Raw genomic sequence first — 20,528 nt, forward strand, 5'->3', positions numbered from 1 at the left:
ATATTTACTCAGATAATTCCGCTTTAAGGTTAGATCATTATTGATGTTCCGCATAATTGAATTAACGTTTTTTATTGCTTGTTAATTCTGTTACCGAATTATCTAACCTTTACAGCAATGACGGTTAAGAAGATATAACTGCTCCTTACAACCCAACCGGTGGTGGTGGGGGTGTCAATGTCACCGTAACTGTTTTAACAGCACCCCTGCTACTTGCCATCTGCTCAAACAATCTCACAGCGCTATTAATAGCTGCCTGATGTTCAGCTTCGGGGATATCATTAAGCACTTCTAAAAACTGTTTCCATTTCGGCCCAAGCTGATCGCCGTAAACCTGGTAATAGTGGTAGTTTAAATTTCGAGGCTGTAAATGCTCATTGGTTTTTAGTCGTTTCACTATCACATTACCCCCAAGCGTGGCTCCTTCTAAAACGTACATGGCACCCAATATTGATGCATCGCTGCTCAGATCGATGTAGTTGGGCGGCGGACCCTCAATATCTGAGCTCATGCTCGTATTAATTTCCTCAAGATCTTTTATCAACGCGGGAAGCTTAATCCTATTCGGTATATCAAGCTTATGCTGCAATTCGCTGCTCAATCCGCCAAATAAAAAGCCTTCCACAGCCAGGTGTATGCCATAGTTTAAGTGCAGGATGATCAGGTATTGCTCAAATGTAAGCGAACCGTCCATAATTTGCCCAACAAACATGTTTTGCTCAAGTTTATCGTGCAGGCTGGCGGTGGCCTGTTTTATTTTTTCGTGAAGCATAGAATGAGGTAGTTTTATTACGCCGCTAAGATACTATCAACGCATTTATAAAGATCATCAAGCGCAAAAGGTTTTGCTAAATAAGCTGTGGCGTTAATGTGTTTGGCTATCCGTGTAATATCTTCATGGCCTGAAAACAATACATAAGGTATATTTCTGTGGTCATCAACCTCATGGATCTCGGCAATAATTTCCCTGGCTTGCTTTTGGCCTATGTAGTTATCCAGCATGATCAGATCGGGGTTAAAGCTTTCAATATGATCTGAAACGTGATAGCCATCCGTTTTAATAGCAACATCATATTTATCGCTTAAAGCAATTTCCATGATGTCGGCTATATCCGGATCATCCTCAATAACTAATATTTTTTTAAGCGTTTTAATTGACATTAAGATTTTTGGTGAACCAGAAATTGTACAGCGATTCTACGCAATTCACCAGGTTTAAATAACCTGCCGGTTTGGTTAAATAGGCATTTGCACCAAATTCGAGCGAGGCTTTAACATCTTTAGGATTATCTGAAGTTGAAAAGAAAACCACCGGTACATATTTCAAAAAAGGTATTTCTCTGATACGTTTAACAAGGTCAAGCCCCGATAAACCAGGCAAATTAAGATCGAGCAATATTAACTTAGGTTTAACACGGGCATCGGTAAGTTGTTTTAATTGTTCGAGCGCATCTTTTCCGTTGTCGATGATTTTTACGGTTAACCCGTCTTTCACCTCCTTCACAGCATGTTGCATTATAAATGCAAAATCTTCGTCGTCTTCTACGTAAAATATATCGGGTGAACTCACAACTAACTTATTTTAAAAGATATATAAAAAACTGTGCCAATTTCTAATTTGCTTTCAAACCATATGCGCGCACTGTGTTTTTCAACAATACGTTTTACAATAGCCAGGCCTACACCGGTACCTTCAAATTCCATGGCGTTATCCATACGTTTAAATAACTCAAACACACGGTTGTAATAATTTACATCAATACCAACACCGTTGTCTGATACGGAATAAACCACTTCATTGTTCCGGATTTCACCACTAACTTTTACTATTGATGGATTTGATTTTGACGAATATTTAACCGCGTTATTGATCAGGTTGGTGAAAACCTGCGTTATCATCACGCTATCGCCATTTATTGATGGTGTTTCGCCAATGGTAAATTCAATATTTTCGGGATTAAGGGCCGATAATACTTCGCGTTTTATTTCATTCAATAACAAACCCATATCAATGGGCAGCATCTCAAATTCGGCACGGCCAACACGCGAGTAGTGCAAAATCTCTTTGATCAGCATGTGCATTTTATCGGTGCCCTTAATGATCCTGTCGAGCATTTTCTTTGCTGAATCGTCCAAACTTTTATTGCTTGCTAAAAGCAGTTCCGAATAATTTTTGATGGATGAAAGTGGGGTCCGCAGATCGTGAGATATGGTGTAGCTAAAAGTATCCAGTTCATCATAAGCCAGTTGCAGGCGTTCGTTCAGGATTCGGATCTCGTTGGCTTTGCGGTTAATGGCGTAAATAATATCCTCCCTTACTTTCAAAACCGCGGTGATCTCATCGGTTTTCCACTTATCCGAAGTGTATTTTACGATCTCGTTCCAGCTTTCAAACGATTTTCGGGGCGAGAGTTGTAACAGGCCGTCGGCTGTTTCTTCAACCGGTTTCTCGGGATTGCCTGCCCAGGTAATGGAGGTGATCTGCTCCGGTTTAAACCAGATGATCATTTCGCCAAGTTCTTTTGATAGCGAGCAGGCCAAAATACCACTGGCTACATCGCTGTATTGCTGCGCCGCCGTAAAAATAGAAGGGAAACGATGGGTACTGTACACCGAATCGATCATGTTTACCTTAAGCCAATCGGCAATTTCGGCAATTTGCTCTTTTGTAGGAGTGGCTCCGATGGTGTTGATCTCGCCATCGTATAAAAGTGCTACGCCCGCGGCAGTAGTTACATCTTTAAGGGTAACCTTATTACGGGTGAGTGCAAAAGTAAAGTCCGAATCTTTTTTTATGTAATCGGCTATTGTATTGGCGGCTTCGGTAAGCTCATGCAGTTTGGCGTTATCTTCCTCATCCTGCCTGTACTCGAGCGCCGATGAAAGGATCTGACCGATGAGTTTAGAAGCATCGCGGGCTTTATAATCAATAAACCGTGGCGCGTAGTTATGGCAGGCCACAAGCCCCCAAAGCTCACCATGGGCAATAAGCGAAATGCTGAAACTCGACTCCACGCCCATGTTTTTTAAATACTGGATGTGGATAGGAGATACAGCCCTTAGGCCGGAATGGGTAAGGTCGAGCGGCGTTGTTTGGTCTTCGTAAGTAATAATGGCCGAGCTTTCTGAATTAACATCGGCAATAATACGGGTAAGGTTAATTTTATAAAGTTCGCGGGCTTGTTTGGGGATATCTGATGCCGGGTAATGTAAACCTAAAAATGGTTCAAGGTCATCGTTCTTCACCTCGGCAGTTACCTCGCCATGCCCATCCTCATTAAATTTATAGATCATCACCCTATCGTATTTGATGATCTTTTTTATTTCGAAGGCGGCGTTTTGCAGCAGGATATTGAGGTTTTTACCGCTTAATATTTCAGATACCGATCGGCCTATGGTTTTCTGGATATCGTAGCCAAGGTCTGATTCGGTTGTTTCAAACTCCAGCACCAGATCGTTTATCGAATGACTGATGATGAGGTTGTAACTTGTACCTTTAACATCAATAGCCAGTGGGTTAATGGTATCTGAAGTTTTGGTTACCTTGGCCAGGTTAAGTAGTTGCTGTAATGAGGCTATATCACCCGAAATTTCCAATTGCTGCTCAAACTCGGTAATGTTTTTACCAAGCAAGCCTGTTGCTTCGATACCAGTAAAGATTTCAACGTTTTTACTGACGTACGAAATATTATAGGTTTTGCTATTAACAGCGATCAAAAAACCGTGCGATTGAATTTTTCCGGGAATGTGGATGGGTTCTCTGTCGCAATTGGTCAGGTCTACCTGGTAACTCATAGTTTGTTTTATAGGATGAACGAGCGTAAAATACGTAAAATATACTTTTATGAAATATATTCTTTAAATAGGTAAGTTGTAAAAATGTTTTAGGCGGATGGTAAAATAGCAGAACGAATTTAATTGTCATCCTGAGGTACGAAGGATCTTCTACGATGTGCAAAGCGGCTATACAGGGTGGAGAAGATCCTTCGTACCTCAGGATGACAAAAAGGGGCTAATTCACAAAGCTCAACCTATATATTCTTATTCTCAATCATCCTAAAAAACTCATCCCTATAAGTATCGCCTACCGGGATGATCTTTTCACCTATCTGGATGCGGCTGCGCTCGATGCTGTCAATTTTGTTAAGCGCTACAATGTATGATTTATGCACGCGCACAAAATGTTTTTCGGGCAGGGCATCTTCCATTTTTTTCATGCCTTGCAGGGTAATGATACGCTCGGTTGAGGTGAAAATTGAGATATAATCCTTCAACCCCTCAATAAACATAATATCGTGCAGATAAACCTTCTGAATTTTATGCTCGGTTTTAACAAAGATAAAATCTGTCGAAAAATCATCCTGCTGTACCGGCTCGGCTTGCACCACTACCTGTTTTGCAGCTACCGGTTGAATGATGGATTGCGCTTTTTGTACCGATTTAAAAAACCTGTCGAAAGCGATAGGTTTAAGCAGATAATCTACTACGTCAAGTTCATAGCCTTCTAAGGCGTATTGCGGGTAGGCGGTGGTTAAAATCACTTTGGCTTTGCCGTTGGCAATTTTCAGGAACTGGATGCCGGTAAGCTCTGGCATTTGTACATCCAGGAAAACCAGGTCTGCTTCGCAGGCCTGCACCATGGTGAGGGCTTCGATAGGGTTTGTGGTGGCTTTAACCAATTGCAAAAAGGGCATTTTGGATATATAATCTTCCAGAATGTGCAGCGCTAAAGGCTCATCGTCAACTACCAAACATCTTATCATAGCGTAAAAATAATGTAATAATGGTTTAAATAAATTTTTTTAGTGCGATGTTATCCTATAAAATTATCGATAATTCGCAGGTGTAAGTGTTTTCTTCATCCCTGATATTTAAAGTATATCTATCGGGATAAAGCAGGTTTAACCGCCGTTGTACATTGATCAAACCTATGCCACCCACCGCGTCGCGGTTAAGGGTGTGTTTTTTGTTTTGGATATAAAAGTGCAACCTGCCATCGGCCACATTAATAAGCAATTTTATAGGCGATGTAATATCGTTTGCCACACCGTGTTTAAACGCGTTTTCGATAAAAGCGATCAATAAAAGTGGTTCAATTTTTTGGTTAGTGATATTACCTTCTACCTTAAAATCAATAAAAGCTTTGGCACCGAAGCGGATCTTTTGCAGGTCGATATAGTTTTGCAGGTATTGAAGTTCTTTATCCAGGTCAACCTTGTTATCGTTACACTCATATAGCATATACCGCATAATTTCCGAGAGCTTTAAAATAGCCTCGGGCGTGGTATCTGATTTTTGATAGGCCAGCGAGTAAATGCTGTTAAGCGAGTTGAATAAAAAATGCGGATTGATCTGCGATTTTAAAAAAGCCAGTTCAGCACTCAAGCGCTGGTTTTCCAGATCGCGTTGGATCCGTTCGTTCAAAAACCAATCGGTACTGAATTTTAATGCAGTGCTTAAAAATACAAAGATCAGGCTGGTGAAAATACTGCTGTAAAAGTAGGTTAAAAATGGTATTACATGTCCCTTTTGATGTACCAGCACAACATCTTTAAATATCAAACCTACGCCGTATTTAAAAAAGCCGTATAGAACGATGCTTGCGGCAACTATGCCTGCATATTGCCAATACTTTTTCCTATTGAGAAATTTGGGTATAAAAACCAGGTAATTAAGGTAAAACAGACTGATGTTGATGGCCGGGTAAAGCAGGAAAATGATCACCAGCTCGCGGGTAGTAAGTTGCGCGTCGTTTATCCTCGCTAAAAAAACAAAAAAGGATATAATGCCCATCCAAAAAAACAGGTGCCAGAATATGATCCAGGCTGTTTTTATGCCGGGTTTGCGTGTTTGTAATGGTTTTGCGGACTCCATTCGCTGTTGTTAAATGCCTTTTTTATCTGTGGGCTATGGCATCTAATTTAGTATTTTGATAATGATATCGGGCTGATATTTATATGTAGCGGCCCGATTGTTCGATGAACTGGCGTTTATTATCGATGAACTGGTTAAAAGTTGTAGAAAAGCGTTTATCTATAAACAAAGTGTGTTGGTCTAAATGTTTTTAGCGGGTCATTTTTTCGATGTTCCTTTGTTGTATAAAATCACTCACAATGAAAACGCTTATCAAAAACTCAAACCCTTTTATCATGTTATTGATCCCGGTAATGTTTGCCCTTATATTAGGTGTAAGCTACCAGTTTGAGCAAAAACACGAGTCGGCCGAAATTGGTCGTACAGCAGTTCATGCTACCTCGTTGTTCCACAAAGGTTTTGTATTGGTTAAAAACGTTTGCTCAGTAGCAAAAAGCAATAACATATGGTAATCAATACCGAAGGGCTTTCCTTCACTTTTGGTAAGCAGCAGGTTGTTAAATCACTGGCCCTGCAAGTACCTGAAGGAAGCATTTATGGTTTTCTTGGCCCCAACGGAGCCGGGAAAACCACCACCATTAAACTACTCCTAAACCTGTTAAAGCCCGATGCCGGCGAGATCCGTGTTTTTGGGCAGGATATCAAAAGCCACCGCATCGAGATATTATCGCAAATAGGCTCGCTTATTGAGCAGCCTGCCATATACCAGCATCTTACAGGTAAAGAAAATTTATTGAACCGCGCCCTGCTATTAGGTGTATCCTCGCAGCGTGTTGACGATATGCTGTCGCTTGTGCAATTAACCAATGCCGCCAATAAAAAAGCAGGCCAGTATTCGTTAGGAATGAAACAACGTTTAGGCATAGCGCTGGCCATGTTAGCCAACCCTAAACTGTTAATTTTAGATGAGCCAACTAACGGTCTCGACCCGAACGGCATTATCGAGATCCGTGAGTTGTTGAAAAAACTGGTTGCCGAGCATGGCAAAACGGTTTTTATCTCCAGCCACCTCCTGGCCGAAATTGAGCGTATGGCTACCCACGTAGGTATCATCAACGGCGGGGCCATGCTTTTTCAAGGCAGCATTGCCGATCTGCATGCCATCAGTAAACCATTGGTGCGTGTTGAGACTGAAAATACAGTTGATGCCGCCAACCTGCTTACCCGTAACAACTACAATGTTACCGAGGTAACCGATCAAAATTTATTTGTACCCTACATCTCCAAACAGCAAATGGGCGAGATCAACGCGTTGCTAAATAAAAACGGACTGGCAGTTTACAGCATTGGTAAACAGCAAAAAGACCTCGAAAAACTATTTTTAGATATTACCCAAAACGCCTAAACCATGAAGGGATTTATACTATCGTTCCGGTCAGAATTTTATAAAAGCCGTAAAACGCTTGGCTTTTGGGCATCCATTATGCTGCCCTTGCTGATAGGTGTTTTACTATTTGTTGGCTTTTACAGCAAAAGCGAAAAACTGGTATCATTTCCGCCTATGGTGCTTTGGTTACAGTTTGCCGGTGCTATTTTAGGTATTATGGGTTCGTTGGTGCTGCCCATGTATATCATATTTATAGCATACTCGGTAAACAGTATCGAACACCGGGCTGATACCTGGAAAACACTTTTCAATCTACCTATACCGCGCTGGTCGGTTTATGCGGCCAAATATTTTTACGCTGTGTTTTTGGTTTTTACCTGCCTGGCGTTGTTTGTGCTGTTCACCATTGGTTTCGGTAACCTGCTAAGCGTAGTAAAGCCCGAACTTCGGTTTGATAATTTCCACATGGAAAAAGAACTGGCCGAAATTTATTTCAAGCTCTTTTTATCATCGTTAGGTATCCTCTCTATCCAGTTTTTACTCAGCCTGCTTTGGGCCGATTTTTTAAAGCCTATGGGAATTGGTTTTGTGTGCACCATTACCGGTGTGATTTTGGCCTCGAAAGGTTGGGAGTATGCTTACCTGTTTCCGTATTCGCACCCAATGGAGGCGATCACTACGATGATGCACCGCGGCGAAGGAAGCCCAGCTAAACAGTTACAGATTGATGTTTTTACTAAAGATGTATTTGTAAGCCTTGGTGTGGCGGTGGTAGTTTTTGTAGCCGGATATTTTATAGTGCAGCGGAAAAGTGTGAAGTAGGTTATTAGTGATTAGAAATTGATTTTACTTTAAGAAATATAAGAACTGAGCCTGTTATCTGGCTCAGGTTTTTTTATGCTCTTCGCACCCCTACTTCGATTCTTTTTTCATCTCGTCCATAATATCAGATACAGCTTTATTAAGCGAATCAATTGAAGTTTGCTTTACAGGCTGCTTGCCTTCTAATTGTTTATAGTAAAGATCATAGCTTTCAATCCTTAATTCGCAATAGCGTTTTAACAGGGTGTCGCGTTCTTTATATATATCGGGCAGGTTAAGTGAATCAGTGGTGTTCAACAATTTAATATTCTCGTTCCAGTAATATAAGCCACGGTCTTTTAATTCGGATAATAAAACCTCTTTTGCCGTATTTTTGGGCATGCTTAATACTTCAAGGGCCATTGATTCTTTAATTGCAAAATCATGCATTTTTGATTCGTAAACGCCAGCCAAATTCGGAATTGTTCTATAGGCTATTACACTGCCCACTAATGTAAAAGCAGCAATGAGTATAACACTTATAACTTCCAACCCTTTTTTGTAAGGCTGGATAAGGCTTGGATAATAAAGGTAACCAATAGCAAAACCACTAACCAAACCGCCTATGTGTGCCGCGTTATCAACTCCGGCATTAGTGCCATATAGCAGGTTAAATGCAACAAATGCCCCGATGCTCGCCAATAATTGTTTGCGCACCGATTTTTCTATCACATTGGTTGTAAGCATGGAAAGGAATACCCCATACATGCCAAATATAGCGCCCGATGCACCTGCGCTAACAATAAAGCCATGATATTCAATACTTGTTAAGCTTGCTAACAATCCGGTAAGCAGGTAAGCCACCGCAAACTTTAATTTATCGAGCGCCGGTTCAAGTAGTATGCCAATGTAAATTAGCGCGTACATATTCATGGCGATATGAAAAATGCCGATATGCAGAAATGTACTTGTGATCAACCTCCACCATTGATGATCGAGGGTTAAAGGCCCATAGTCCGCCCCCCATTTTATTAAATCTGCTCCCGAGGGTTCGAAAGCTGAAACTCCACAAATTACCATGATAATAAAAACCGCGATATTGAGATCAATAATAAGCGGAGTTACAAAGTAACCTTTACGCGGAATGAAAAAGCCAAGAAAATTTAACAGCTTTTTTTGGGTAGATGGCGGTGGTGCATTCAAAAGATCATCTTCGGTTGATTCGAATACGGGGCCGAGTTCAATAAGTTTTGCTTCGATAAACTCGTTTGTTACCGAGGTTTTAACCTGGCCAAATTTTTCGATAAATGTATCTACATTTTCCTCGTTTAATTCGGATAGGTCGGTGATCTTGCCATCTGCATTTTTACTGGTTACCGAAGCTGTTTGTTCCCCAATAACAAGTCGAAATTCTTGCATAGGGTTAAATAACCCGCCGCCCACCATGGCTATGAAGCCGTTTTTACCTGTGTAGATAATTTTCCATTGAAGGCGGATAGCTGTTTCGAGTGCTATTACAAGATAATGCTTGCGATCAATTTCTTCCAGATCAATTTCCTTACTAAAAGAAGGGGTAAGTTTAAATGCCATAAAGTTTAGGACGTTTTATGCTTAAAGATGGAAATAAATTGTGTATCCACCCAAAAAACTATATTCGTATGTCAAAATTTTATATTTTAGTATAAATCCTTATCATGAACACACTGCTTTTCCTCAACATCGGCGTGCCCGAATTATTTTTAGCACTGCTATACCCAATACTGGTTATCTATTGCCTTATAGATATTATCCGCTCAACCTTTAAAGATTCCAATAGTAAAATTTTATGGATAATTGTGGTGATATTGATGCCTTGTTTGGGTTCGGTACTTTATTTAGCTATTGGGCGCAATGGAAAAAGGCGTTACTAAAGTTGTTGTTAAGTGGTTACAAGGTTGCTATTCTTTCGTTGAATGATAAGATAGGCTGCTAATAGCAATCCAACGTAAACCACGGCCTGAATAATGTATTCAGAGTAAGTAATTCTAAACTCGATGTTCCAGGCTTGATAAGCTATTAAAGCTTGTTTTACAAAATACAATGCTATCCATATCCCAACAATTATCATCGACACGGGGAGTGATTTGCGTAGTTTTTTGATCCAAAGTATTTGCGGTAATATCATAAAGCTTAAAACTTCGGTAAGCCAGATGTCGAGCCAATAGGGACCGGCCAGCCTGTTGCTGAATGAAAATTGTGCGTATTCGTTTTGTGAGTAATATGCGATGAATACCTGGCTTAGCAAGCTTAGTATGAAAAGCATTGAACCGAATAATAAAACACAGTTTATTGCGCAAACCAGTGTTTGCTTGTTAATGTTAACCGGTTGTATTTTTAAAGTATTAAGTACAAAAAGTATGGGTACTAAAACTTCTGTCCCGCTAAATATGGACGAATATAGTAGGGATATGGTGTAGGTCATTGTTGTTAAATATCTATCTTAATGGCTTCGGAAACACAGGCAAACTCTCATGCCCGTCCGCATCTACCGATTGTACCGCGAAAAAGTAATTATCCTTCGAGTAATTCAAAGTAGCTGTGGTATCAGTAACATAAAACTTCTTTTCCCAATATGGGCTAATGGTTTCGCGCATCAAGATGTAATACCCAACGGGTTTTTTGCCAGTAGCAGGTGCCTCCCATTTCAGTTTGGTTTTATTGGTCAAATCGCTGGTGATCACGCCAACGTCTTGCGGTTGGGCAGGGGCCGAGGCGAGGTTGGCTAATACCGATAGGTTCATGCGGGCTACTTTCTGTACATAATTAAAATCAACAAAATCGGGTAGATCGCCGTATTCAACGCCGTTTTCGGTGCGTGCGTTTTGGTGCTGGCGGTTAAAGTTTTCGTTCATTTCGGTGATGCGGACTGCAGTTAAACCTTGCTCTAAAAATGGCAGGTGATCACCACCGCGCAGATAGCGATCTCGGCGATAGATGAGTTTTACATCTAATTGATCAACATATCGTTCGCCGATCTCTTTGGTATAGCGGGCTAACTCGCGCGATGGACTATCATTTTCACCGCCTAATGATTTTAGGGCAGCCACCTGTTTATCTGTAGCGGCAGTAGGTACGCCATCGCTAAATACCCTTACGCTCCGGTTATCTTTTAAATCTGTCTCCATGCCATAGGTATTGCCAACAATATCATTGTTCAACATGGCATCCACATTCCAGTTTTCGGCTTTGGCGCGTTTCGCTACATTGGCCGATCCGAATAAACCCTGTTCTTCACCCACAACCGTCATAAAAATAATAGTAGCCGGGAATGATCTTTTGGCCATCACCCTGGCCAATTCCATCGAAAGTGCAGTGCCCGATGCATCATCATTAGCTCCAGGTTCGAAACCATTTGCATCCATCACATCATTTATCCGCGAATCATAATGGCCCGATACCAGGTAAACCCGGGTATCATTCGGATCGGTCCCTTTTAATATAGCCAGCACATTTTTCAGTTTAATAGGCTTATCAACCCGTTGGCTTTTAGGCTGTGTGAATGTATCAAACTGAACCGTCATCCTTCCGTTTGCTTCCAAAGCATATTTTTCCATTTCGGCTTTGATCCAGTTACGGGCCGCGCCACTACCAGCGGTTTTGCTGGTGGTATCACTAAGCGTATGCCTGCTTTTAAAGCTTACCAGTTTGCGAATGGTGGCCTCAATATTTTTGGAGGATACTTCATCAACCATTTGTTTGATGCCCGCATCTTGTTTTACGATGGTTTGGGCGGTAGTGGGTAGGGTGAAGATGAGGAGGAGGAATGGGAGGATGTATTTCATTATGATGACGGATGAACCCGAATTTATGCAATTAATGAATTTGCTGAATGAAAAGCATTGTAATAATCCCGTGATGTGTTTTACGGATAACATTCAAAAAGAAAATGTCATTTCGATAGAGCAGCGGGGCGACAGAAGCGTAGAGGCGAAAGAGAAATCTTCTACGTCACGCAAAGCCGCCGTGAATGGTTGTTTAGCAGGATGTAGAAGATTTCTCCTCACCCGCCTGCACAATTCCCACGCTGTTCGTCGAAATGACAATCGTTTTAATGAAGTAGGTGTATCCCTATTCCTCCTCCTCAGCCACTATCCCCAAAATCTCATCCGCCTGTTTAAAATTGCTTTTCACAAAATGGCACCAGTCGCATTCTTTTTTGCCGCAGCCGGTGTTAAAGTTGTGGGCCATGATTTGGGCGTAGGTTTCTTTGATCTGCCCGGTTACGGTTTCCACATCTTCGGGCGTGATCACAAATTTCTCGCGGTGGTATTCATCGTCGCTTACCGGTTCGACAAAGTCAAATATGGTGCTGATCACCTGCCAGTCGGTAGTGCGGTCGTTATCTATTAATATCTTATAAAAAACAGCCTGGCGCCAGTAATCGCCTCCGTTAGGCTGGTCGACTGTCGGGCGTATCAGTTTATCTTTGGCATTTTTTACTTTACCGGTTTTGTAATCAACAACGGTAGCTTGCTTGCCATCAAACTCAATTTTATCCAGGTTACCTTTAATAGGTACGCCTGCTACCTCAATGTTTTTGATAGAGCGTTCGGTAACAGCTATTTTATTCCAATTCGTTACGTTCTGTTCGTAGTATGGAGGCAGGATCTTTTCGCCCCAACCTACGTGGCGAGTGTACTGTTCTTTTGTGAAGGAATCTTTATTACGCGCCATATACCAATAAAACTCGCGCATAAAATTCTCGGTAGTTAAAAACTCATTGTCATTATCCTTTAACTGGCGATAAGTTTTATTCAAAGCCCAATGTACCGCTTGACCAAAAGTAGCCGACGGACTTTTGCCCGCAGGCACCCGAATCAAACACTGAAAATAAAACCTCAACGGGCAATCCAAATAATTGCTTAGGTGGGTTACCGAAAGCGTGTAGTTTTGCAGCAACTGATTGATGTAGTTTTTATCCAGCAATTCAACTTTCGGCTTATCCTCTTCATGGTATTGGGTCAAAGCAAAATCTACCATGTCATTTTCGTCGACTTTTGGGTATTGTACCTGTAAAGGCGTGCTGGCTAAAATCTCGCCTACAAACTGACTTGCTTCCTGATCTTTTCCTTTTTTATCCTTACCGGCGTACGATATCACAAGGTGTTGTTTGGCCCTGGTTACCGCCACATAAAATAAACGGCGGGCTTCTTCTTTCTGCGCAATATCATCGTTACTTGCCTGGGTAAGCGTATCCGGATAGCTGAAACCACTATTACGGCCCTTGCTGTCCCATGTACGTTTATCGCATCCTATAAAAAACACATGCTCAAATTCCAGTCCTTTCGAGCCGTGGGCAGTAAGGAAATTAATCCCATTTTCCGAAAAAATAGTTTGGTTAAGCTCCAGCCTGATCACGTGTTTCTTCATCATCTCGATGGTAGCGATCAAATCGGCCAGGCTGATGTCTGGCTTTTTGCGGCTCTCATCTTTTAAAAAGTCGAAAAAGCTGGTGAGCATCTGCATGTAGCTGCCTTTATCCTCCTGCTGCATAATGTATTTCAGGATGCCCATTTTAGCAATCACCTTTTCAAACAGCTTTTGGAGGGTTTCGCTTACAGCTATGGTTAACAGATCATCAATGTTGCGGATAAGATAGCGCATGGCTTCCTGCTGATCGGGCTTAAAAAGATCGATCTGCGCAGGTGGCTTCAACTCGTTTACATACCTGCGGATGGATGTTTTAGGCTGATTATAAGCAAGCGTACCAAAGTTTTCTTTAAACACAGCCACGCTGGCCTTGGCAATTTCGATAGGGGGGATGTTGAAGAAATCATAGTGCATGATCTCGAACAGTAATTCATCGCCGCTATAAGGAGAGTCAAGCTCCATAGCCAGGTACTGCAATATATTAATGATCTTTTCGCCAAAAGGTTGGGTAAGTACATCAATTTTGCGCTTGGTGTTTACCTGGATCTTTTGCACGTTCAGAAACTTGATCATCTCTTCAACCTGCGCATGATTACGGTAAATTACCGCTATTTCGCCTGGCGGCACACCATCGGTTACCAGTTTTTTGATCTGTATGGCTACATCAACCAGTTCCTTATCCGGGTTTTCATATTCGCGGATGAGCGGTTCAATCAACAAATTATTAAAGCGTGGATGCGACGACTTTAAAGCCTTATCCAAATTAAGCTGACTGGTCAATCGCTCAAAATTGTTATCGATCAACGCTTTGGAAATATCAAGGATCTGCTGGTTGGAGCGATAGTTGTGTTTAAGCACTACGGTGTACAGGCTTTCCACATAATCGTTAGCAAAATCGAGGATGTTTTTCATGTTGGCACCCTGAAATTTGAAGATCGACTGATCATCATCACCAACCACAAAAACGTTAGGCGTATCCCAATAATTCAGCAAAAAACGCAGCAATTCATTTTGCGATCCGCTGGTATCCTGAAACTCATCCACCAAAATATACTGATAGCGTTCCTGGTATTTGCGCAGAATTTCTTCATTATCGCGGAAGGCACGTAGCACCCAGATGATCATATCGTCATAATCGTACCGGCCGCGGGCTTTCATTTTTTCGGTATAGTTCTGGTACTCGCCTACGGCGGCCAGCAGTTTTTTCATTACATCGTGCGCCGCGTCGATATCCTTTTGTTTCGGATCGCCTACTTTAATGCCTGCTTTGGCATTGGCGCGTTTGTAAATAAACTCCTCGCGGTTAGGCAAATCTTCCAAGTAATCGTTCACGGCCTGCTCAATCATCTCTGCGTTCCAGTTCTCACGCTTCATGGTACTGAATAGGGTTTTTAGGCGTGGTACGTCGTAATAGATATCGCCGGTGAAGCGCTTCAGCAGATGATCATTCGGAAACTCATCAACCAGTTCCCTGAAAAGCATGGCCGATTCCAGGTCAGATAATGATTCGAGGTTCAACTTGCCGAAATATTCCAGGTTTTCCTGGATGATCTCGTTACAAAAAGCATGGAACGTATATATATTAATACGGTAAGCATCGGGGCCAATAAACTCAAATAAGCGTTTGCGCATAGCCACCGCGCCGGCATCGGTGTAGGTTAAGCATAGGATCTCGTTGGGCGAGGCGTCGGTATCAGTCAGGATCTTACCTATACGGGCGGCCAATATCTGGGTTTTGCCCGTACCTGGTCCGGCCACCACCAATACGGGGCCATCCATTTTGTTAACTGCCGCCAGCTGCTCGGGGTTTAATCCGGCCAAGGCCTCCTTAAATTTGTTGTTATATTTATTGAGTGTAGGTTGCATAATATTTTAGTAAAGATAAAAAAGGTTACCGCCGCATTTGCAGGTAGCAGGATAAATATGATATTTATCCCATAATATTAAACCATGGAAAAACCTTATCAAGGCAGAACTATTATTGAGGATAATGTCGAATTTATTACCATCACGATCCCCGGAAAACGCGATTTTCTTTCAATCTCCTGGTTTTTCGTGTGGATGATAGCTTTTAGCTTTATTGGATCCACAGCTATTTCAGATCTCGTTGATCCAACAACTCATAACGTACGGGGTGGAATGATATTTTGGATAACTGGTTGGGCAATTATGGGTTTAATGAGTATTAAAAATGCGATCTGGTTAATTTGGGGGCGTGAAATAATAGAGATAGATAAAAACACATTCGGCATCACTAAGAAAAACTATTTTCTTAGCCGCGACAAAGTTTATGATCTTAAGGAATGTAAACATTTCCGGATAAGAGATAAAGATTCAACTGCCGACAGGAAATATTGGTCTATATTTTACTACAGGAACGATGACCCGGGAAATATAGCATTCGATTACGGCATGAAAACTTTTAGCTTTGGCGAAGACTTGCAAGAAGCCGAATCCCGATACATACTTGACTTTATAAAAGAAAGGGGTTTTATCCCAGAAAGAAACTTTGATTGAGTTTCTTCTAAAAAAAGCTGATCTCTAATCCTCAGCCTCTAAATCATAATCCCGCACCAGTAGGAAAAACAGCGTTAACGCTAACCGGTAATTTACCCGTAGGCTTCAAACTCCCGCTCAAAACTTTAGCTGCCGATTTTTGCAGCTCGGGAGACATTTGATAACAAACCATCAGACTACCAGCTTTTTCTAATCCCGGCAAACCAGCGATGGTGTAAGCATTGGCAAATACACTAAAAGCTGTGTTTTTACGCGAAGCCAGATCGGCTATCAACAACTTCACATCATTATTATAATCCAGTTTGCTTTGCGGGCGTAGGCGGGTATCATGTATTCCTACTATGATCTGTGGATATTGTTTAAGCCAGGCCTGGATATTGGCAATCTCAATAGCGGGCGCATCTTTATGCACTATAAAAATGCGACTGTTTGGAAAATATTTTACAACTTCCATCTGGAAAGGAGTTGGCGATGTTACGCCGATGCTCACAATAGCGGTTTTTAAAAATGGGTTGAACTTTGGGTTGCTATTTTTAAGCTGAGTAACCGCGGCATCGCTTAATTGTTGCACCAGTGTTTTTGCTGCATCGCCGTTAATATCCTGACTTAAATTAGCAAGCGAAGTTGGTTTGTATTGATTAAGCCCCGCCCAATATTTGGCCGCCAATATCTTTTTTATCCGCTCTTCAAATTCGGCAGCACTAACACTGCCGTGCCTTACCGCTTTACGGATCAGGTTAATAGCTCGGTCCGAGTTTTCGGATAATTCGATAATGTCATTACCCGCGATGAATGCCTTTACATCGGCCTCGCCGTTAGGGAAATATTTGGTAACGCCTTTCATTTCCATCGCATCGGATATTACCAGGCCTTTAAACTTCAACGAATCTTTCAAAATGCCGGTAATAATTGGTCGCGATAGGGTAGAGGGTAATTTAGGAGTTTTATCTAACGATGGGATATTCATGTGGGCTATCATCACGCCGCTAATACCAGCATTAATAGCCTCGCGAAAAGGATACATCTCCAACGAATCCAATCTCCCACGGCTATATGGCAGCAAAGGCAAATCGAAATGCGAATCGACATTGGTATCGCCATGCCCGGGAAAATGTTTGGCCGATGTGAGTAAACCTGCATCTTGCATACCTTTAAAGTAAGCTATGCCTTTTTTGGCCACATTATACATATTATCCCCAAACGAACGGTAATTGATAACCGGGTTGCCGGGGTTGTTATTCACATCCATATCGGGGCCAAGGTTCATCTGCATGCCCAGTCGCTTAAAATCATATGCTACCTGCTGGCCCATTTTGTAGATCAGGTTATTATCCTGAATGGCACCCAAAGTCATCTGATAAGGGTATGATATTGTAGAATCCAGGCGCATGCCCAATCCCCATTCGCCATCCATAGTTATAATTAAAGGTACTTTGGCCAGTTTTTGGTATTTGTTGATGAGTGCCGCTTGCCTAACAGGGCCTCCCTGGAAAAAAACCACGCCGCCCAATTGCTGCTCTTTAATTACCTGCCCAACCGAATCTTCATAAGCTTGGCCTTTATTGGTATGTGCCCTCACAAACAACAATTGCGCTACCCGTTGCTTGCGGCTCATTTTGTTATAAACCGAATCGACCCAGCGGTTTTGTTTGCTTAATGATTGAATATAGCTTTCTTTCTGACCGAAAGCATCAGAGGCAAAAAAAATGAAAATGGTAATTACGGAGAAAAAAATGCGGGATTTATTGCGTTGCATAGGCCAAATGTAGCGTAATTCTGAATTTTTGATGAAAATGTTGTTACAACTATTACAAAAATTAAACCACTAATAAACCTTCGTGTTATTTAGCAATCTATCACGTTATAAACATACATACAGGAAACTGTGGGCGGCAATCGGTGATTTTTTAATGTTTGCCTACAGCTACCGCTCTATTTAAAACAAAAAACGATGAAAAAATTATTCTTTTTGGCAATATGCCTTTTTACCGTAGTTGGTTCAGTAAGTGCACAGGGATACTACGGTCCGCGCCACCGCCCGCGTCGTGTTGTGGAACGCCGCCAACCCCAACGCCGCTATGATGATTTTTATACGCCCAAAGTTGGCGTGGCTGTAGGATTGAACGTATCAAATACTTATGACGCTTATAACAGCAATTACAGTTCAAGTTCAATTGCAGGTTGGCATGCAGGTTTAACGTTTGATCTGCCTATTATCTATCCTTTATCATTCGCTCCTGAGGTTTTGTTTTCGCAAAAAGGTTACAAGGCTAATGGCCCCGATTATGATTTTACCCAGCGCACTAATTATATCGACGTACCTTTGCTGGCTAAATTTAGGGTAGTAAGAGGTTTTAATTTGTTGGTTGGTCCGCAGCTTACGTTTTTAACCTCAACCAAAAATACTTACGATACCGGTAATATCCGCACTATCGACCATATTGATAACGACGCATCACACAGTTACGTTGCAGGTGTAGTAGGTGTAAGCTTTGATATTAACCGTAATGTGGAGATCCGCGGAAGATATAATTTTGATTTGGGTGAAAATACGCCTTATGCCGATCAAAATTTACCAAGCTACCGTAACCAGGTTTGGCAAGTTGGTTTAGGCTTTAAGTTTCAATAAACAATATTGAGTAGACTTGAGTAAGCCATCGGCCAATGTGGTTTATGAACACCTGGTCTACTAAGTAAAATAAAAAACCTGTTTCGGCTAAAGCGAAACAGGTTTTTTATTTTGATGAATTTAATTACCACTCCCGTGGAGGATGTGACGAGAGGATCCTGATCTCTTTAGGATAATAATTATTAATGCGGTTAGGCAGTAACTTAGCCCAGCCCAGTGGATGCCCCTCAAAGGTCATCAAAGTCCAGCCCTTATCTGTAGTGCTTAAATCTATATTATCTCTACGGAGGTATTGAATAGCCTGGTCTCTATCAAGCGCTGTTTGCAAAACAGCGTCTTTATTAACAATAAGGCTAAGTGCTAATTCGTGATCGGGTATCAGGTCTTTCCCCGCGAGTTTACCAATTATTACTCCCGACTTTTTAATATAGAGATGGCGCTGTAATATATTAAGGCTCTCTTTATGATCACGGTTGATGGCCATCCAGTCGTCGTTTACCTTAAAGTAGTAAAATTCATCGGCGTTATTAATATAGGAGCGAACCTGGTCAAGCTCTTTGCCCGGCAATTTTTGTTGGATATTGTTTTTAAAAGATGCCAGGTCGCCGCTATGCTCCTTTTTACGCAGACAGGAGGCAAATAAACCTTCGCCTTTCACTTTGCCGGGATAAAAGCGGTATCCCCAGGCTTTTTTCTCCGGAGATCGCGTTTCTACAATGCCCCAGTCAGTATTAATAGGTATCCTGATGCTTTCAAGATCAAACTCGGTACACAACCAGTCCAAAATATCTTCGTTTTCCTGGTGCGAGTATGAGCATGTACTATATATCAGGTAGCCGTCTTCTTTTAACGCCGGATAAATATCAGTCAGGATGCGCTCCTGTCGCTGGTGGCAGAGGTTTACATTCCCCTCCGACCATTCGTTCATCGCATCCGGATCTTTCCTGAACATGCCCGAACCAGAACAAGGGGCATCAACAAGGATGATATCGAAAAAGCTTTTCAATCGCGAAAAATCCTTCGGGTCATTATTGCTAACTATAGTATTCGCCGTTCCCCACCTGTTCAGGTTATCAGTTAATATGGGTACGCGGGTTTTAATGATCTCATTTGCCACTAACAGGTCGGTTGGTTTTAGCGCCGAATTAAGTAAGGTGCTTTTACCTCCGGGAGCGGCGCAAAGATCGAGTACCTTTATAGCCTCATCATTGTTTTGGTTGATGGTTTTAAAAATATGATCGATAAACATCGACGAAGCTTCCTGTACATAATAACAACCGGCATGAAAAAGCGGATCAAAAGTAAATGATGGCCTGCTTTCCAGGTAATATCCGTTAGCACACCATGGTACGTTCTGATTGTTTTTTAGCGCATAAGGTTTAAAAGGATTAACCCTAATAGAGATAGGTGTATCCTCAAACTGGTGTGCTTTTATAAAGTTTTCTTCGTCGAAACCGTTTTCCGCGCTTAACGAAGCGATGAAATTGGGCGGGAAATTATGCTCGTTCATATACATTTCAAATATACATATAACCTTAATGCCTCGCTTTATATAATGATTTGCCCTGTTATCGGTTTGCGGAGACTTAGTTTACAGTGAGTTGCGAAATTGTTTTAATTATTTGAAAATTTCTTTTGGTTGGTAGGGGCTTTTCTCTGTACATTTGCAACCCGCTCAAGGAAAAGAGAGGTTGCTTTTTGAAATTAAGGTTGAATAAAAAAGGAGGAAAAAAAAGATGAAAAATCTTTTGCGAAACCGACAAAATATTCACACCTTTGCAGCCCGCAAACGAGGAAAAGAAAAGTGAAAATGAGCGGCTCAAAACTTTGAAAATAAAAAATAAAAAGTTTTGGAAATAAGAAAAAGGTTTTTACCTTTGCAACCCCGAACGGAAGGGAGCTTGAAAGGGCGAAAGAAGTTGAGGCTAAGCGAGTTTAGCCGATAAAAAAAAGAAGTTGAAAAGCTTCGAA

General features: G+C 41.6%; 18 protein-coding genes. 6 read left to right on the plus strand and 12 right to left on the minus strand.

Annotated features, from left to right (window positions below):
- Window positions 1-145 precede the first annotated feature (145 nt).
- The 6 genes from AAFN85_RS31930 to AAFN85_RS31955 form a co-directional block, all read right to left on the minus strand.
- Window positions 146-772 (minus strand): biliverdin-producing heme oxygenase, encoded by a 627-nt coding sequence (locus tag AAFN85_RS31930; RefSeq protein WP_347532042.1) that lies wholly within the window; start codon window positions 770-772, stop codon window positions 146-148.
- A gap of 17 nt (window positions 773-789) precedes the next feature.
- Window positions 790-1,161, minus strand: coding sequence for a response regulator (locus tag AAFN85_RS31935; RefSeq protein ID WP_347532043.1), 372 nt, complete (start codon window positions 1,159-1,161; stop codon window positions 790-792).
- Window positions 1,151-1,570, minus strand: coding sequence for a response regulator (locus tag AAFN85_RS31940; protein ID WP_119411115.1), 420 nt, complete (start codon window positions 1,568-1,570; stop codon window positions 1,151-1,153). Before AAFN85_RS31940 ends, AAFN85_RS31935 begins: the two co-directional genes overlap by 11 nt.
- Window positions 1,571-1,572: 2 nt before the next feature.
- Window positions 1,573-3,795, minus strand: coding sequence for an ATP-binding protein (locus AAFN85_RS31945; protein WP_347532044.1), 2,223 nt, complete (start codon window positions 3,793-3,795; stop codon window positions 1,573-1,575).
- A 236-nt stretch (window positions 3,796-4,031) separates the two neighbouring features.
- Window positions 4,032-4,763: a LytTR family DNA-binding domain-containing protein gene (locus tag AAFN85_RS31950; RefSeq protein WP_347532045.1), complete on the minus strand. Its 732-nt coding sequence runs from the start codon at window positions 4,761-4,763 to the stop codon at window positions 4,032-4,034.
- A 55-nt stretch (window positions 4,764-4,818) separates the two neighbouring features.
- A complete protein-coding gene (locus AAFN85_RS31955; RefSeq protein ID WP_347532046.1) occupies window positions 4,819-5,874 on the minus strand; it encodes a sensor histidine kinase in 1,056 nt (351 codons plus the stop codon).
- Window positions 5,875-6,113: 239 nt separating this feature from the next.
- Here AAFN85_RS31955 and AAFN85_RS31960 point away from each other — a divergent pair, with 239 nt between their 5' ends.
- The 3 genes from AAFN85_RS31960 to AAFN85_RS31970 are packed head-to-tail and all read left to right on the plus strand — an operon-like array spanning window position 6,114 to window position 8,023.
- The gene (locus AAFN85_RS31960; protein ID WP_109608976.1) at window positions 6,114-6,326 is read left to right on the plus strand and encodes a hypothetical protein; all 213 of its coding nucleotides are present in this window, start codon (window positions 6,114-6,116) and stop codon (window positions 6,324-6,326) included.
- Window positions 6,320-7,219, plus strand: a complete 900-nt coding sequence (locus AAFN85_RS31965; protein WP_347532047.1) for an ABC transporter ATP-binding protein — start codon at window positions 6,320-6,322, stop codon at window positions 7,217-7,219. The genes AAFN85_RS31960 and AAFN85_RS31965 overlap by 7 nt, the downstream gene beginning before the upstream one ends.
- Before the next feature lie 3 nt (window positions 7,220-7,222).
- Entirely contained in the window at window positions 7,223-8,023 is an 801-nt protein-coding gene (locus AAFN85_RS31970) for an ABC transporter permease (RefSeq protein ID WP_347532048.1), read from the plus strand.
- Between the two features lie 90 nt (window positions 8,024-8,113).
- Here the strand turns inward: AAFN85_RS31970 and AAFN85_RS31975 are convergent, their stop codons facing one another.
- Window positions 8,114-9,592 carry a rhomboid family intramembrane serine protease gene (locus AAFN85_RS31975; RefSeq protein WP_347532049.1) on the minus strand — a complete coding sequence of 493 codons (1,479 nt, stop codon included), beginning with the start codon at window positions 9,590-9,592 and terminating at the stop codon, window positions 8,114-8,116.
- Window positions 9,593-9,696: 104 nt separating this feature from the next.
- Between AAFN85_RS31975 and AAFN85_RS31980 the strand changes: the two genes are divergently transcribed.
- Window positions 9,697-9,912, plus strand: coding sequence for a PLDc N-terminal domain-containing protein (locus AAFN85_RS31980; protein ID WP_347532050.1), 216 nt, complete (start codon window positions 9,697-9,699; stop codon window positions 9,910-9,912).
- Between the two features lie 8 nt (window positions 9,913-9,920).
- Here AAFN85_RS31980 and AAFN85_RS31985 read toward each other — a convergent pair whose 3' ends face one another.
- The 3 genes from AAFN85_RS31985 to AAFN85_RS31995 form a co-directional block, all read right to left on the minus strand.
- Window positions 9,921-10,463, minus strand: a complete 543-nt coding sequence (locus AAFN85_RS31985) for a hypothetical protein (RefSeq protein WP_347532051.1) — start codon at window positions 10,461-10,463, stop codon at window positions 9,921-9,923.
- Between the two features lie 13 nt (window positions 10,464-10,476).
- The gene (locus AAFN85_RS31990) at window positions 10,477-11,823 is read right to left on the minus strand and encodes a M28 family peptidase (protein WP_347532052.1); all 1,347 of its coding nucleotides are present in this window, start codon (window positions 11,821-11,823) and stop codon (window positions 10,477-10,479) included.
- Window positions 11,824-12,109: 286 nt separating this feature from the next.
- Window positions 12,110-15,277 carry an ATP-dependent DNA helicase gene (locus AAFN85_RS31995; protein WP_347532053.1) on the minus strand — a complete coding sequence of 1,056 codons (3,168 nt, stop codon included), beginning with the start codon at window positions 15,275-15,277 and terminating at the stop codon, window positions 12,110-12,112.
- Between the two features lie 84 nt (window positions 15,278-15,361).
- Between AAFN85_RS31995 and AAFN85_RS32000 the strand changes: the two genes are divergently transcribed.
- Window positions 15,362-15,928 carry a hypothetical protein gene (locus AAFN85_RS32000; RefSeq protein ID WP_347532054.1) on the plus strand — a complete coding sequence of 189 codons (567 nt, stop codon included), beginning with the start codon at window positions 15,362-15,364 and terminating at the stop codon, window positions 15,926-15,928.
- Between the two features lie 43 nt (window positions 15,929-15,971).
- Here AAFN85_RS32000 and AAFN85_RS32005 read toward each other — a convergent pair whose 3' ends face one another.
- Entirely contained in the window at window positions 15,972-17,684 is a 1,713-nt protein-coding gene (locus AAFN85_RS32005; RefSeq protein WP_347532055.1) for a glycoside hydrolase family 3 N-terminal domain-containing protein, read from the minus strand.
- Between the two features lie 195 nt (window positions 17,685-17,879).
- Between AAFN85_RS32005 and AAFN85_RS32010 the strand changes: the two genes are divergently transcribed.
- Window positions 17,880-18,557, plus strand: a complete 678-nt coding sequence (locus AAFN85_RS32010; protein ID WP_347532056.1) for a porin family protein — start codon at window positions 17,880-17,882, stop codon at window positions 18,555-18,557.
- A 124-nt stretch (window positions 18,558-18,681) separates the two neighbouring features.
- Here AAFN85_RS32010 and AAFN85_RS32015 read toward each other — a convergent pair whose 3' ends face one another.
- Window positions 18,682-20,067 carry an RNA methyltransferase gene (locus tag AAFN85_RS32015; protein WP_347532058.1) on the minus strand — a complete coding sequence of 462 codons (1,386 nt, stop codon included), beginning with the start codon at window positions 20,065-20,067 and terminating at the stop codon, window positions 18,682-18,684.
- Between the last annotated feature and the right edge of the window lie 461 nt (window positions 20,068-20,528).

Source organism: Mucilaginibacter sp. CAU 1740, from assembly GCF_039839285.1.
In the GTDB taxonomy this organism is placed as follows: Bacteria; Bacteroidota; Bacteroidia; order Sphingobacteriales; family Sphingobacteriaceae; genus Mucilaginibacter.